Source organism: Bradyrhizobium sp. AUGA SZCCT0158, from assembly GCF_018130065.1.
In the GTDB taxonomy this organism is placed as follows: Bacteria; Pseudomonadota; Alphaproteobacteria; order Rhizobiales; family Xanthobacteraceae; genus Bradyrhizobium.
This window is the reverse complement of the sequence record NZ_JAFCME010000019.1, coordinates 20,745-34,788: the sequence shown is the minus strand read 5'-3', so window position 1 is coordinate 34,788 and position 14,044 is coordinate 20,745. Positions and strand designations below refer to the sequence as shown.

General features: G+C 63.7%; 13 protein-coding genes. 9 read left to right on the top strand and 4 right to left on the bottom strand.

Going from position 1 to position 14,044, the window contains the following annotated elements; all coding sequences use genetic code 11:
• Positions 1-100 precede the first annotated feature (100 nt).
• On the top strand, positions 101-916 hold the full coding sequence (locus tag JQ574_RS24880) for a hypothetical protein (RefSeq protein ID WP_212207131.1): 816 nt from the start codon (positions 101-103) through the stop codon (positions 914-916).
• A 57-nt stretch (positions 917-973) separates the two neighbouring features.
• Positions 974-1,690, top strand: coding sequence for a hypothetical protein (locus JQ574_RS24875; protein WP_212207132.1), 717 nt, complete (start codon positions 974-976; stop codon positions 1,688-1,690).
• Here JQ574_RS24875 and JQ574_RS24870 read toward each other — a convergent pair.
• Positions 1,687-1,962 carry a hypothetical protein gene (locus tag JQ574_RS24870; RefSeq protein ID WP_212207133.1) on the bottom strand — a complete coding sequence of 92 codons (276 nt, stop codon included), beginning with the start codon at positions 1,960-1,962 and terminating at the stop codon, positions 1,687-1,689. The two genes, JQ574_RS24875 and JQ574_RS24870, sit on opposite strands and share 4 nt — an antisense overlap.
• Positions 1,963-1,976: 14 nt before the next feature.
• Entirely contained in the window at positions 1,977-4,718 is a 2,742-nt protein-coding gene (gene mutS, locus JQ574_RS24865; protein WP_212207134.1) for a DNA mismatch repair protein MutS, read from the bottom strand.
• Between the two features lie 253 nt (positions 4,719-4,971).
• Here mutS and pcaF point away from each other — a divergent pair, with 253 nt between their 5' ends.
• The 4 genes from pcaF (at position 4,972) to JQ574_RS24845 (ending at position 8,501) form a co-directional block, all read left to right on the top strand.
• Positions 4,972-6,180 (top strand): 3-oxoadipyl-CoA thiolase, encoded by a 1,209-nt coding sequence (gene pcaF / locus JQ574_RS24860; protein ID WP_212035862.1) that lies wholly within the window; start codon positions 4,972-4,974, stop codon positions 6,178-6,180.
• Between the two features lie 99 nt (positions 6,181-6,279).
• A complete protein-coding gene (gene pcaH, locus JQ574_RS24855) occupies positions 6,280-6,981 on the top strand; it encodes a protocatechuate 3,4-dioxygenase subunit beta (RefSeq protein WP_212207135.1) in 702 nt (233 codons plus the stop codon).
• Complete coding sequence (pcaG, locus tag JQ574_RS24850; RefSeq protein WP_212207136.1) at positions 6,982-7,593, top strand: protocatechuate 3,4-dioxygenase subunit alpha; 612 nt, start codon at positions 6,982-6,984, stop codon at positions 7,591-7,593.
• A gap of 14 nt (positions 7,594-7,607) precedes the next feature.
• The gene (locus JQ574_RS24845) at positions 7,608-8,501 is read left to right on the top strand and encodes a dioxygenase (RefSeq protein WP_212207137.1); all 894 of its coding nucleotides are present in this window, start codon (positions 7,608-7,610) and stop codon (positions 8,499-8,501) included.
• Here the strand turns inward: JQ574_RS24845 and JQ574_RS24840 are convergent.
• Both JQ574_RS24840 and JQ574_RS24835 read right to left on the bottom strand, forming a co-directional pair.
• The gene (locus JQ574_RS24840) at positions 8,494-10,221 is read right to left on the bottom strand and encodes an FAD-dependent oxidoreductase (RefSeq protein WP_312014724.1); all 1,728 of its coding nucleotides are present in this window, start codon (positions 10,219-10,221) and stop codon (positions 8,494-8,496) included. The two genes, JQ574_RS24845 and JQ574_RS24840, sit on opposite strands and share 8 nt — an antisense overlap.
• Positions 10,222-10,240: 19 nt before the next feature.
• Positions 10,241-10,897 (bottom strand): GntR family transcriptional regulator, encoded by a 657-nt coding sequence (locus JQ574_RS24835; protein ID WP_249119574.1) that lies wholly within the window; start codon positions 10,895-10,897, stop codon positions 10,241-10,243.
• 247 nt (positions 10,898-11,144) lie between these two features.
• On the opposite strand from JQ574_RS24835, the gene JQ574_RS24830 reads away from it, so the two are divergent.
• The 3 genes from JQ574_RS24830 to JQ574_RS24820 all read left to right on the top strand — a co-directional run bounded on the left by JQ574_RS24830 (position 11,145) and on the right by JQ574_RS24820 (position 14,044).
• Entirely contained in the window at positions 11,145-12,161 is a 1,017-nt protein-coding gene (locus JQ574_RS24830) for a TRAP transporter substrate-binding protein (RefSeq protein ID WP_212207138.1), read from the top strand.
• Positions 12,162-12,234: 73 nt separating this feature from the next.
• Complete coding sequence (locus JQ574_RS24825; protein ID WP_212207139.1) at positions 12,235-12,741, top strand: TRAP transporter small permease; 507 nt, start codon at positions 12,235-12,237, stop codon at positions 12,739-12,741.
• Between the two features lie 22 nt (positions 12,742-12,763).
• Positions 12,764-14,044 carry a TRAP transporter large permease subunit gene (locus JQ574_RS24820; protein WP_212207140.1) on the top strand — a complete coding sequence of 427 codons (1,281 nt, stop codon included), beginning with the start codon at positions 12,764-12,766 and terminating at the stop codon, positions 14,042-14,044.

Below are 14,044 nucleotides of genomic sequence, written 5' to 3'. Positions count from 1 at the left end.
GCCGCGGCCCCTCGTTGCAACAACCGATGTTCGACGCCTTTCGCGCCACACGAATAATTGTGGCTATGGGTCCCGGCCTTCGCCGGGACGACGGCTTTAAATGTCCCCCGAATCCATCTTCCTGCTGACGCTCGTCCTGCGCATGGTGATTACCGCGGCGTTCGTGGTGACGGCGTCCATCGTCACCGAGAAGTCGGGCCCGGTGATCGGCGCGCTGATTGCGACATTGCCAATTTCGGCGGGGCCGTCTTACGTGTTCCTCGCGCTCGATCATGACGCGGCCTTCATCGCCGAAGGCGCACTGGCGAGCCTGCCGATCAACGCCGCGACGATTTTTCTGGGGCTGACCTATGTCGTGCTGGCGCAGCGCCGCAGCGCGGTCGTCAGTTGCCTTGCCGCGGTCGCGGTGTGGATCGCACTCGCCTCGATCATTCGCGCGGTACACTGGACGCTGGCGGGCGGGCTGATCGTCAATGCGATCGCCTTTGCGATCTGCGTGCCGCTGCTCGCGCGTTACCGTCACGTCAAGATGCCGCCGGTCGTGCGGCGCTGGTACGACATTCCCCTGCGCGCCTCGCTGGTTGCGACACTGGTCGCGACCGTGGTCACGACGTCAGGCTGGGTCGGTCCGAAAATCAGCGGCATCATGGCGCTGTTTCCGATCGTGTTCACCTCCATGATGCTGATCCTGCATCCGCGCATCGGCGGCCCGCCGACCGCGGCCGTGCTCGCCAACAGCGCCTGGGGCCTGATCGGATTGGGCCTTGCGATTGCCGTCCTGCACGTCGCCGCGCTGCAGTTCGGCTCGGTGATCGGCCTAAGCCTCGGGCTCGCGACCTGCGTCTCGTGGAACCTGGCGCTGTGGTGGAAGGGGCGAAGGAAGGTGACGGCCCCTATTAGTTCGGAAGATCGCTAGTTACCGCCACCGGCAGACCCGCTAGGTTGCTGGGCAGAGCAGAATTGAGGCGGTGTCGTGGAGGGATTGTACAAGGTCGAGTACGACATCAACGAGGGCTCCGGCCGCAGCGTGCTGTACGCCAATGCCGGAACGATGCTTGGCGGCAATACGGCATTCGCCCATTTCGGCAGCTACCAGATCGTGAACGGCGAAATCGTCGCCAGGCTCAGGACCCGGCGCCATAGCCCGTCGCCCCGCCCTAGATCGCTGGTCAGTTCCGACCAGGTCACGCTCAGTATACGCGGCAGGGCAGAGGGCCAGGCCTATCGCTTCGCGGGTGAAGTGGTGGAGGACGCCGGCTCGGTGTTTCGCGCGCTCATGACGCCGCTCGGCAATGACGACGTTCCGCCGCCCGGTATGGTCGGCGACGGCGGCATCATCAGCGGACTCTACTCGATCGACATCCGGATGCTGGACGGCCTGGCCGGCGGGCATACCGGCGTGATGCTGCTGCATGACGGCCGCATTCTCGGCGGCGACGCGTTTTTCTATTACCTCGGGGCCTATAGTTCGGCGAACGGCAGCTGGAAGGGCGAGTTCGTCAATCAGGAACACACTCCGGCGAAGGCCGAGCATCCGCTGTTCGGCGGTTATGAAGTCGGCATCGGTTTCTCAGGCCGCTGCGACGCCAACGGTGCCGAAATGGAGGCAACCGCATTGGCCGGCAAGCGCAGCATCCGCCTCGCCGCCAAGCTGAAGTTGATCCAGCCGTTCGCCGACGTGGGACGCTAGCCCGCCACGTCCCAAGGCAGGCTCCATTGAATGACGCCGAACAGGCGCAAATACAGCAGCGTTGTCGCCACCAGCGAGACCACGGCCACCGCCAGCGGCACGCCGGGCGACGGCGTCCGCCAGCCGCGCGCATCCTGCATCAGGATCAGCGGCAACAGCGGCAGCGCGATCAATCCGAGAAACACGAATATCCGCCAGCCGCCATCAAACAGCGCGGAGATCAGCAACAGCATGGGCGGCGCGCCGTACACCAGCGCAATCCATGCGAACACTTTCGCGGTGCGCCTCAAGCCTTGCGTTCTTTCGCCAGCGTCGTGAGCCGATAGAGTGCATCCAGCGCCTCGCGCGGCGACATCTCATCCGGATGCAGCGCCTTCACCGCTTCGAGCAATTGCTCGGCCTCGCTCGGCGGTGCCGGCTCGGCGGCGGCGCGCGACGGCACCGCGAACAGCGGCAGGTCGTCGGCGAGCGCCCGCGCGGTCTGGCCGCGGTCCTGGGCCTCGAGTTTTGCCAGCACCGATTTGGCGCGCGCGATCACGGCCGGCGGCAGGCCGGCGAGCTTTGCGACCTGGATGCCGTAGGAGCGGTCGGCCGAGCCGGGCAGCACCTCGTGCAGGAACACGACGTCGCCCTGCCATTCCTTGACGCGCACCGTGGCGTTGAACATCCGCGGCAGTTTGGCCGAGAGCGCGGTCAGCTCGTGATAATGCGTCGCGAACAGCGCGCGGCAGCGGTTGCTCTCATGCAGATGTTCGATCGCGGCCCAGGCGATCGACAGGCCGTCGAAGGTCGCGGTGCCGCGGCCGATCTCGTCGAGGATGACGAGCGAGCGTTCGCTGGCCTGATTCAAAATCACGGCGGTCTCGACCATTTCCACCATGAAGGTCGAACGCCCGCGTGCGAGGTCGTCGGCAGCGCCGACGCGGCTGAACAACCGGTCGACGACGCCGATCCGCGCCCGCGAGGCCGGCACGTAGCTGCCGATCTGCGCCAGCAGCGCGATCAGCGCGTTCTGGCGCAGGAAGGTCGATTTACCCGCCATGTTCGGGCCGGTGATCAGCCAGATCTGGCCCGAGACCTGCGCCGGTCCCGGCGAGAGGTCGCAGGCATTGGCGATGAACGGCTGGCCATCGCGCTTCAGCGCGGCTTCGACCACGGGATGGCGGCCGCCCTCGACGGCGAAACCGAGCGAGCCGTCGACTTCGGGCCGCACGTAATTGTCGTCGACCGCAAGTTTGGCCAGCGCGGTTGCGACATCGAGCAGCGCAAAGGCATGCGCCGCGGCGCGCAGATCGTCGCTGGCCGCAAGTGCGATGACCGACAGCCGCTCGAAGATTTCCAGTTCGAGATTGAGCGCGCGGTCGCCGGCATTGGCGATCTTGGCTTCGATCTCGCCGAGCTCCGACGTCGTGAAGCGAACCTGACCGGCCAGCGTCTGGCGATGGATGAACGTCGCGTTCAAAGGCGCGGTCATCAGCTTGTCGCCGTGCTGCGCCGTCACCTCGACGAAATAGCCCAGCACATTGTTGTGCCGGATCTTGAGGCCCTTGATGCCGGTGTCGTCGGCATAGCGGGCCTGCATCGCGGCGACCACGAGGCGCGAGGCGTCGCGCAGGTTTCGGCTCTCGTCGAGTGCGGGCTCATAGCCTTCGCGAACAAAACCGCCGTCGCGCTTGATCAGCGGCAGTTGTTCGGCCAGCGCCCGTTCGAATTCGCGCGCAAGATCGCGCGACGGACGGCGCAGCGCCTCCATCACGGCCGCGATCTCAACTGGCGGTGCATCCAGTTGCGCCAGCCGCGCCAGCGCCTGATCGGCGGCGAGGATGCCATCACGGAGGCCTGCAAGATCGCGCGGGCCGCCGCGACCGACTGACAGCCGCGCCAGCGCGCGCGACATGTCGGGTGCGGCGCGCAAGGTGGTGCGGATATCATCACGCGCAAAACTGTCGGCGACGAAAGTGGCGATGGCGTCCAGCCGCCGCGCAATCGCGGCGCTGTCGGTGAGCGGGGCCGCAAGACGTTGTGCGAGCAGCCGCGATCCGGCTGCGGTGACGGTGCAGTCGATCGCATCGAGCAGCGAGCCGCGCCGCTCGCCCGCCAGCGTGCGCGTCAATTCAAGATTGGCGCGGGTCGCCAGGTCGATCGCCATCGTGGTGCCGGCGGCCTCGCGCGACGGCGGCGACAGCGGCGGGCGCTTTCCGACTTGTGTTCGATCGATATAGGTGACGGCGGCGGCCGCCGCGGTCGCTTCCAGCCGCGACATCGCGGACAGGCCGTCCATGGTGGCGACCGCGAAATAATCGCACAGTCGCCGTTCCGCGGTGGCGCCGTCGAACACGTCGCGGGTCAGCGGCGTCACCGCCGGCAGTTCGCGCAGCAGCTGCCCCAGATCAGCATCGCCATACAGTGCATCGGTGACGATGACTTCATTCGGATTGATCCGCGCCAAGGTCGCCGAAAGCTCGGCGGTCGAGCATTCCGTGACCATGAATTCGGAGGTGGAGATATCGATCCAGGCAAGGCCAATGCGGTCGCCGCCGGCTGATCCCCGCGCCCGTGCGATCGCCAGCAGGTAATTGTTGGTCTTTGCGTCGAGCAGGGTGTCTTCGGTCAGCGTGCCCGGCGTGACAAGCCGCACCACGCCGCGGCTCACCACGCTCTTGTTGCCGCGCGCGCGTGCGGCTGCGGGATTCTCGGTCTGCTCGCATACCGCGACCCTGTGGCCGGCATTGATCAGTCGATGCAGATAATCCTCGGAGCGCTCCACCGGCACACCGCACATCGGGATATCCATGCCCTGATGCTTGCCGCGTTTTGTCAGCACGATGCCGAGCGTCCTGGAGGCGATCTCGGCGTCCTCGAAGAACAGCTCATAGAAATCGCCCATCCGGTAGAACAGCAGCAACCCGGGATGGCCGGCCTTTATTTCAAGGTACTGTTCCATCATCGGCGTGACGCGCGCTGTCGCGTCGGCGGCCGGAGTTGCCTCGGGGGGCGGGGGTGCGGGGATGTTTTGCTGGATCGTCATTGCGGGGCGCAAACTACAAAATTTTGTCCGTCGGTCCTATTGGTTTGCTCCCCGTCGTACCGGTTTTCCACGCCCGGTCGCCGCTTATTTTACTTCCTAACCCCTAGCTGAGCCCTGGGAACATGACGGCCATCCCGCGAAAGCACCGCCGGTGGCGACAGCCCTCAATTGACCTCCCGCTACGTCGCTCCTAAAACTCGCCATCAATTCAGTGGGGTCAACGGCCCAAACGCAGCGTTCAGGGAGAGATTCAATGCGTGATGTGTTCATTTGCGATGCCGTACGGACCCCGATCGGCCGTTTTGGCGGTTCGCTCGCCAAGGTGCGCGCCGACGATCTGGCCGCGGCCCCGATCAAGGCCTTGATGGCAAAGCATCCCAATCTCGACTGGAAAGCGGTCGATGAGGTGTTTTTCGGCTGCGCCAACCAGGCCGGTGAGGACAACCGCAACGTCGCGCGCATGGCGCTTCTTTTGGCGGGCATGCCCGACTCGGTTCCTGGCCAGACGCTCAACCGTCTCTGTGCCTCGGGCCTCGATGCGGTCGGTGCCGGTGGCCGCGCGATCCGCGCAGGCGAGATTGATTTCGCCATCGCCGGCGGCGTCGAATCGATGACGCGGGCGCCGTTCGTGATGGGCAAGGCGCCGGAAGCGTTTTCGCGTTCCGCTGATATTTTCGACACCACGATCGGCTGGCGCTTCATCAATCCCTTGATGAAGGCGCAATACGGCGTCGACGCGATGCCGGAGACCGGCGAGAACGTCGCCGAGGAATTCCAGGTATCGCGCGCCGATCAGGACGCGATGGCAATTCGTTCGCAGCAGCGCGCGGGCGCTGCGATCGCTGCCGGCTATTTCGCCGAAGAGATCACCCCGGTTTCGGTGCCCGGCGGCAAGGCCGGCCCGATCACGGTCGACAAGGACGAGCATCCGCGTCCCGAAACCACGCTCGAAGGTTTGACCAAACTGAAGCCGATCGTGCGCAATCCCGGCACGGTGACGGCGGGCAATGCGTCCGGCGTCAATGACGGCGCGGCCGCGATGATCCTGGCTTCGGAAGCTGCCGTGAAAAAGCACGGCCTGACGCCGCGGGCGCGCATCCTTGGGTTGGCTTCGGCCGCGGTGCCGCCGCGCATCATGGGCATCGGTCCGGTGCCGGCGACCAGGAAGCTGATGGAGCGGCTCGGCATCAAGATCAGCGATTTCGATCTGATCGAGCTCAACGAAGCCTTCGCCTCGCAGGGCATCGCCGTTCTCAGGCAACTCGGCGTCAAGGACGATGCCGATTTCGTCAACCCGCATGGAGGTGCGATCGCGCTCGGCCACCCCCTTGGCATGAGCGGCGCGCGGCTCGCGATGACGGCGGTGCACGGCATGGAGAAGCGCGGCGGCAAGCTTGCCTTGGCAACTATGTGCGTCGGCGTCGGTCAGGGCGTCGCGATGGCGATCGAAAAGCTAAACTAAGACAATGGTTTGGGAGGGTCAAAAACGGCCCTTCCCCAAATTAGTTATGTCATATAATGATCCGGCGGCGCCTGCGATCGCGATGCCAGGGAGGAAGTCATGACATTATCCTATCCGCTGCAAAGCTTGACGGCGCATCCGCCGCGGCTGTCGCCCGGTTACAAGAGCACGGTGAAGCGTTCGCCCACCAAGCCGCTGATCCCGATGCGGCATACGCTTTCGGAACTGACCGGGCCGGTCTATGGCCACGAGACGGTGCGCGAAAACGACAACGACCTCACGCTCCAGGGCAAGGGCGAGCCGCTCGGCGAACGCATCATCGTGCACGGCTACGTGCTCGATGAAGACGGCCGCGGCGTGCCCAACACGCTGGTCGAGCTGTGGCAGGCCAATGCCTGCGGCCGCTATGTCCATGTCGTCGACCAGCACCCCGCGCCGCTCGATCCGAATTTCACCGGCGCGGGCCGCACGCAGTCGGACAGCGCGGGCTATTACCGCTTCGTCACCATCAAGCCCGGCGCCTATCCCTGGGGCAACCATCACAACGCCTGGCGTCCGGCCCATATCCACTTCTCGGTGTTCGGGCACTCCTTCGTCTCGCGGCTGGTGACGCAGATGTATTTTCCCGGCGATCCGCTATTCCCGTTCGATCCGATCTTCAATTCGGTGACCGACGAGAAGGCGCGCAACCGGATGGTGTCCGATTTCGACCTCGAAAATACCAGGCCGGATTGGGCGCTGTGCTATCGCTTCAACATTGTGCTGCGCGGGCGCAACGCCACGCCGATGGAGACCAAGTAAGTGTCGAAGGCCCAGAGCAAGCCGGAAGGCGTTACCCCGTCACAGACCGTCGGCCCGTATTTCGCCTATGGCCTGACATCGAACGGCAAGTATGACTGGAACGACGCCTTCTCCAACAATCTCGTGACGGCGGATACGTCGGGCGAGCGCGTCCGCGTCGAGGGCCGGGTGTTCGATGGCGACGGCCAGCCGATGGTGGATTGCATGTTGGAGATCTGGCAGGCCGATGCGCAAGGCCGCTTCTCCGATCCGCAGGACAAGCGCGCGCTGCCCAACTCATCCTTCAAGGGGTTTGGCCGCTGCGGGACCGATGCCGATGGCCGCTATGCCTTCGACACCATCAAGCCGGGTATTGTGCATGATCCCGACGGCAAGCCGCAGGCGCCGCATCTCGTGCTCGCGGTGTTCGCGCGCGGCCTGCTGCTGCATCTCTATACGCGGATTTATTTCAGCGGCGAGGCCGGCAATGCCACCGATCCCGTGCTGGCGCTGGTGCCGGTCGACCGTCGCGCCACGCTGATCGCCCAGCAGGCGCACTGCAATGGTAACGCGGTCTATAGCCTCGACATCAACATGCAGGGCGACAACGAGACCGTGTTCTTCGACGTCTAGGTGCGGGATCATCCATGATCATCGGGCGCGAGCAGGATGTCACGGTTGCAGCGTCTACCGTGATGGAGCGGACCTCCGACCCGCGGCTGCGCGAGATCATGCTGTCGCTGGTCAAGCATCTGCACGGTTTTGTCCGTGACGTCAGGCTGACCGAACCTGAATTCCGCGAAGCCGCCGCCATCCTCGTCGAATTGGGCAAGCAATCGACCGATACCCACAATGAAGTCGTGCTGATCGCTGGTTCGCTCGGCGTTTCCTCGCTGGTATGCCTTCTGAACAATGGCGATCAGGGCAATACCGAGACGGCGCAATCATTGCTCGGGCCGTTCTGGCGGCTGAATTCTCCGCGCGTTGAAAACGGCGGCTCGATCGTCCGGTCAGACACGCCGGGCGCGGCGCTGTTCGTCACCGCGCGCGTCGTCGATCACGCCGGTCATCCGATTGCGGGCGCCGAGGTCGATATCTGGCACGCCTCGCCGGTTGGTCTGTACGAGAACCAGGACCCTGCTCAGGCCGAGATGAATCTGCGCGGCAAGTTCACGACCGATGCCGACGGACGCTTCGCGTTTCGTTCAGTGATGATGGTCGGCTATCCCATTCCGACCAATGGTGTGGTCGGGCGGCTCTTGAAGGCGCAGGACCGGCATCCCTACCGGCCGGCGCATCTGCATGCGCTGATCTTCAAGCCGGGATTTAAGGTTTTGATTTCCCAGGTCTATGATCCCGCCGATCCGCATATCGACAGCGACGTGCAGTTCGGCGTCACCAAGGCGCTGATCGGCGAGTTCGTGCGGCATGACGAGGCGCATCCGACCGCAACCGAGGTCGGCTCGCCCTGGTATTCGCTCGACTATGTCTACCGGATGGAAGCCGGCGAGGCCGTGCTGCCGCGGCCGCCGATCAAGTAGCACCCAGCTCGTTCGACTTGCCTGAGATGTCCATCGCCGCGCGCCACGCAAACACCATGGCAGGGCCGATCATGGTCCCGGGCCCGGGATAGGTGCCGCGGAAAATCGAGGCGGCGTCGGCGCCGGCGGCATAGAGGCCGGGAATCGGCTGTCCGGCGGATGTCAGCACGCGGCCGTTGGCGTCGGTACGCAGACCCGCACTGCTGGCGAGGTCGGAAGGCCAGACTGCCACGGCGAAATACGGACCGGGGCCGATCCTGCGCAGGCACGGGTTCGGCTTGTTCGCGGCATCGCCGTTGAAGCGGTTGAGTTCGCTCGTCCCTTTGCCGAAATCTTCGTCGACGCCGGTTTCGGCGAATCGATTGTGTCGCTCGATGGTGCCGGCCAACGCGGCGCCATCAACGCCGATTGCCTTCGCCAGTTTTGCCATGCTGTCGCCCTGGAACAGATAGCCCGACTTGATGAAGCGGGAGAGGTCGCGCGTTCCCGGATGGATCAGGCCGAGACCATAGTCGCGAATAAAACCACGGTCGCAGATCAGGAATGCCGGGATGCTGGGCACTGTGCGGTGCGACCGCAGCATCCCCTCGACGAAGTCATGGTACGAATTGGCTTCGTTGACGAAGCGCGCGCCCGACCTGTTGACCGCGATCAGCCCGGGCTTGGCGCGATCGAGCATGATGTGCGGGAATACCGAAAGGTGGCCGTCCTCTTGCGGCATCACCGAACTCGGCATCCACAGCGCCGGGCTCCTGATGTCTTGCGCAATCTCGCCATGCGCGCGTTCGCCGGCAAGAATGCCGTCGCCGGTGTTGCTGTCCGGCGCCATCGAATAGCGCCGGGTGTCGTTCGGAAATAGCCGGTTGCGCAGTTCGCTGCTCCAGCCAATGCCGCCGGTCGCCAGCACGACGCCGCGTCGCGCGCGAATGTTGATCTCTCTATCGTTTGTGGTGAACACCGCGCCGATGATTCTGCCGTCGTCCTCGATCAATTCGCTGAGCTGGGTCTGGTAACGAATCTCGACGACGTGGTGCTTCAGACTGTAGAGTAGCCGCGCCACCAGCGCGTTGCCCATGATCAGGCGCGTGCCGCGCGGATGCTTGATCCGGTCCAGCGCCTGCCGCGCCAGCAGGCGAGCCGCGTTCGAAAAATTTGCCAGGGAATGAAACGGATGCAGCAACGGCGGAATGTCGGTCTTGCCGACCATCATGCCGCCGAGCACCATGAATTCACGGCGCGGCGGCCGCACCCGCGCGAAATCCTCGCCAAGTTTTCGTCCGTCGAACGGTACGGCACCCAGCGCCCGGCCTCCACGCGCGGCGCCGGGCTGCGCGTGATAGTCCGGATGCACCGGCGGCGGCATGAAGACCACGCTGGTTCTTTGCTGGAGATAGTCGAGCATCGCTGGGCCGGTTGCGAGAAAGGCGGCGAGCCGCGCATCGTTGGCGTCATCGCCCAATATGGCCGCAAGGTACGTTCTCGCGGCCTCGATGCTGTCGGGCACGCAGGCCGCCTCGCTCTGCCGACTGCCGGGAATCCACACCGTTCCGGCCGAGGTCGCGGTGGTGCCGCCGACCATGTCGGACTTTTCGCAGATGATAACCTTGAGCCCTTCGAGCGTGCCGACCAGCGCCGCCGTCATGCCCGCCGCGCCGGCGCCGATCACCAGCAGATCGGTCTCGGCATCCCACCTGCGATTATCGGATTGGCGCCCGGTCACGACAACTCGACCGAACGTTTCATTTCAGCGTCCCGATCGCCAGCGCGTGCGCCACGCAGCTGTTGATATGCTCGGTCAGGATCGACTTTGCACCCTCGATGTCACGCTTCAGCGCGCAATCCAGCAAGGCCTGATGCTGCGCGATCGTGGCGCTGCCGCGGTATTGCAGGGCGTAGCGGAAATATTTGTCGAACACGACCGAGTGAGTCTGCATCAGTTCGCGCGAGCCGCAGCTCGATATCAAGGCCTGGTGGAATTCGCCGTCGTAGCGCTTGCGCAGCTCCGGATCGTCGCCGGCGGTAAGAATCGCGCGCTCGGTGGCCGCCAGCTTGTGATGCGCCGACACGACGCGGCCTTCCCATTCCATGTCGCCGGCCCGGAAGGATTCGGTCATCGCGTGATGCTCGAGCAGGATTCGCAGCTGCGCCAGCTCGCGCAAATTCTGGATCGAGACGGGAGCGACCTCGAACCCGCGCTGGCCTTCGGCAACGACAAAGCCTTCCGATGCCAGCCGGTTGAGGATCTCGCGCAGCGTCGAAACGCTGAGGCCGTAATCCTCCTTCATCGAGTCAAGCTTGAGCCGTCCCGACGGGTTGAGCACGCCGAAAATGATGTCGGAGCGAATGCGGTGATAGCCGCTGTCGCCGGCCGACATCGGGGTCTGTTGCTGCTCCATGATCGTCAATGTCTATCCCGCTTTTGGGCCTGCAAAGGCTGAGGCGACTCGCCGCCGAGCATAGCCGCGAATGGTGGCCCTTGCTGCAAACTACGATCACATGATGAATTATATTATATCATATATTTCTATGATTATCATTTGACAACGATTTCGTTATATGGTTTCCACCAAAAAGACCGGCCCAGACACCAAAAATCGCGGCAACAAGCCGCGACTGGGCACCGGGTCATCAGGGGAGGATGAGATGAAGCTGTTTGCAGTTCTGTCCGCGGCCGTGTTGGGCGGGGCACTTTTGGCCGGCACCGCATCCGCGCAGGAGGTCCAGGAGCGGACCATCCGCTGGGGACACCTCAACAACACCGATCATCCCGTCAGCTTCGGCGTACAAAAATTCGCGGAAATCCTGCTCGCCAAGAGCGGCGGCAAGCTCAAGGTCCGCGAGTTCGCGTCATCCCAGCTCGGCAACGAGCTGCAACAGCAATCGGCGCTGCGCGGCGGCACACAGGAGATGCTGTCGGCGTCCACCACCTCGCTCGCAACGGTCATTCCGGAATTCGGCCTGCTCGATTTCCCCTTCATCGTCACCACCACCGATCAGGCCGATGCGCTGGTCCAGGGCGCATTCGGCAAGGCGATGATCGACGCGCTGCCGCAGCGCGGACTGGTCGGGCTCGGCTATTGGGGGCTCGGCTTTCGCAACGTCACCAACAGCAAGCATCCGATCGTCAAGCTGGAGGATTTCTCCGGGCTCAAGCTGCGCGTCATTCCAAATCCGGTCTATCTGGAGTCCTTCAGCGCCTTCAAGGCCAATCCGATTCCGATGGCGTTCGGTGAACTCTACACGGCGCTGGAAACGCGCACGGTCGACGGCCAGGAAAATCCCTACACGGTGATCCTGTCCAACAAGTTCTTTGAGGTTCAGAAATTCGTCTCGGCCACCAACCACACCTTCACCGAGAACATCATCATCGTCAGCAAGATCTTCTGGGACAAGCTGTCGCCGGCCGAGCAGAAGATGATGCAAGAGGCTTACAACGAAAGCCGCGCCTACCAGAAGGAGCAGACGCGGCTGCGGACCGAAAAGGCGCTCTCCGAGCTGCAAGCCAAGGGAATGACCTACAACGCCGTGGCGCCGGAAGAGCTGGAGCGCATGCGCAAGGCGGCTCAGCCCGTGGTCGACAAGATCTCGGCGGCGCTGAAGCCGGATACGGTCAAGCTGTTCAACGCGGAGCTCGACCGGGTCCGCAAAGAGGTCAAGTGACGCGCCGCTGACATCAGCGAGGCAGGGCCGGTATCCATCGGCCCTGCACGAACTCCAGCTCCACGCGGCGCCGATGGAACGCATCCTCGATCTCTATTGCGCGCTGCTCAAGGGCGTTATCGCGCTGTGCCTTGCGGTCATGGTGGTGCTGGTGTTCGGCAATGTGGTGCTGCGCTATGGCTTTAATTCCGGCATCACGGTTTCGGAAGAACTGTCGCGCTGGCTGTTGGTGTGGCTCACTTTCCTCGGCGCCATCGTCGCCGTCCGCGAGCATGCGCATCTCGGCGTCGATACGCTGGTGCGGAAGTTGTCGCCCGCCGGAAAGCGGATCTGCTTCATCATCAATTATTGCCTGATGCTGTATGCCGACTGGCTGCTGCTGGCGGGAAGCTGGCGCCAGACCATCATCAACATCGACGACCGCGCGCCGGCCACGGGCCTGTCGCTCGGCATCTTCTACTTCGTCGGCGTCGTCTTCGGCGTCTCGGCAGGCATCATGCTGCTCTACGACCTGTTCAAGGTCGTCTCCGGCCAGGCCGGCGAAACCGACCTGGTCGCCGTCAAGGAAGAGGAAATCTGATGGCACCGCGGGGACGCCGCACATGACCATCGCGGTCTTTACCTTCTCGTTGCTCGGCGCCATGGCGCTAGGCATGCCGATCGCATTCGCCCTGATCATCTGCGGTATCGCGCTGATGAGCACGATCAACATGTTCGATTCGCAGATCGTGGCGCAGAACATCATCAATGGCGCCGACAGTTTTCCGCTGATGGCGATTCCCTTCTTCATGCTGGCCGGCGAAATCATGAATAAAGGAGGGCTCGCCAAGCGCATTGTCAATGTCGCCCTCGTTGCGGTCGGGCATTTCCGCGGCGGGCTCGGTTATGTGACGATCCTCGCGGCCTGCATTCTCTCATCGCTGTCGGGATCCGCCGCGGCCGATGCCGCGGCGCTCGCAGCCCTCTTGGTGCCGATGATGGTGGTGGCGGGACACAGGAAGATCTACGCCGCCGGGCTTGTGGCCGCGGGCGGCGTCATCGGCCCCGTCATTCCGCCGAGCATCGGTTTTGTTATTTTCGGCGTCGCCGCCGGCGTCTCGATTTCCAAACTGTTTTTGGCCGGTATCTTTCCGGGGATGATGCTGGGCGCCGGATTGTGCGTTGCCTGGTGGTGGGTGGGCCGCAAGGAAAATCTGGTGCCGCCGCCGCGGGCGTCATTCAAGGAAGTTGCCCAGGCCGTGATCGACGGCTTCTGGGCGCTGATGTTGCCGGCGATCATTATCGTCGGATTGCGCTTCGGCATCTTCACGCCGACGGAGGCCGGGGTGGTCGTCGCGGTCTATTCGCTGTTCGTTGCCACCTGCGTCTACCGCGAACTGAAATGGTCGCAGCTTTATGCGGTGTTCGTTACCTCGGCATTGACGACGAGCGTCGTGATGTTTCTCGTGGCTGCGGCGCTGGTGTCGTCCTGGCTCATTACGGTCTCCGAAATCTCCGCGCAGGTCGTCGATCTGCTAAGACCATTCATGGGCAACAAGACGCTTTTGATGTTCGCGATCATGGTCGTCGTTGTCATCGTCGGCACCGCGCTCGACATGACGCCGACGATCTTGATTCTGACGCCGATCCTGATGCCGATCGTCAAGGCGGCCGGTATCGACCCCGTCTACTTCGGCGTGATGTTCATCATCAACAATTCCATTGGCCTCATTACCCCGCCGGTCGGTATCGTGCTGAACGTGGTTTGCGGGGTCTCCAGGATCAGCATGGAAGATATCATCAAGGGCGTCTGGCCGTTTATGATCGCCCAGCTTATCGTGCTGTTTCTGCTGGTGCTGTTCCCGGCATTGGTGACGGTCCCGGCCAAGTGGCTTGCCGGCTAG

Excerpts from the sequence above, each read along its gene's own strand:
- JQ574_RS24880 (WP_212207131.1), top strand. The coding sequence starts at position 101 with ATGTCCCCCGAATCCATCTTCCTGCTGACGCTCGTCCTGCGCATGGTG.
- mutS (WP_212207134.1), bottom strand. The coding sequence starts at position 4,718 with ATGACGATCCAGCAAAACATCCCCGCACCCCCGCCCCCCGAGGCAACT.
- pcaF (WP_212035862.1), top strand. The coding sequence starts at position 4,972 with ATGCGTGATGTGTTCATTTGCGATGCCGTACGGACCCCGATCGGCCGT.
- pcaH (WP_212207135.1), top strand. The coding sequence starts at position 6,280 with ATGACATTATCCTATCCGCTGCAAAGCTTGACGGCGCATCCGCCGCGG.
- JQ574_RS24845 (WP_212207137.1), top strand. The coding sequence starts at position 7,608 with ATGATCATCGGGCGCGAGCAGGATGTCACGGTTGCAGCGTCTACCGTG.
- JQ574_RS24835 (WP_249119574.1), bottom strand. The coding sequence starts at position 10,897 with ATGGAGCAGCAACAGACCCCGATGTCGGCCGGCGACAGCGGCTATCAC.
- JQ574_RS24830 (WP_212207138.1), top strand. The coding sequence starts at position 11,145 with ATGAAGCTGTTTGCAGTTCTGTCCGCGGCCGTGTTGGGCGGGGCACTT.
- JQ574_RS24825 (WP_212207139.1), top strand. The coding sequence starts at position 12,235 with ATGGAACGCATCCTCGATCTCTATTGCGCGCTGCTCAAGGGCGTTATC.
- JQ574_RS24820 (WP_212207140.1), top strand. The coding sequence starts at position 12,764 with ATGACCATCGCGGTCTTTACCTTCTCGTTGCTCGGCGCCATGGCGCTA.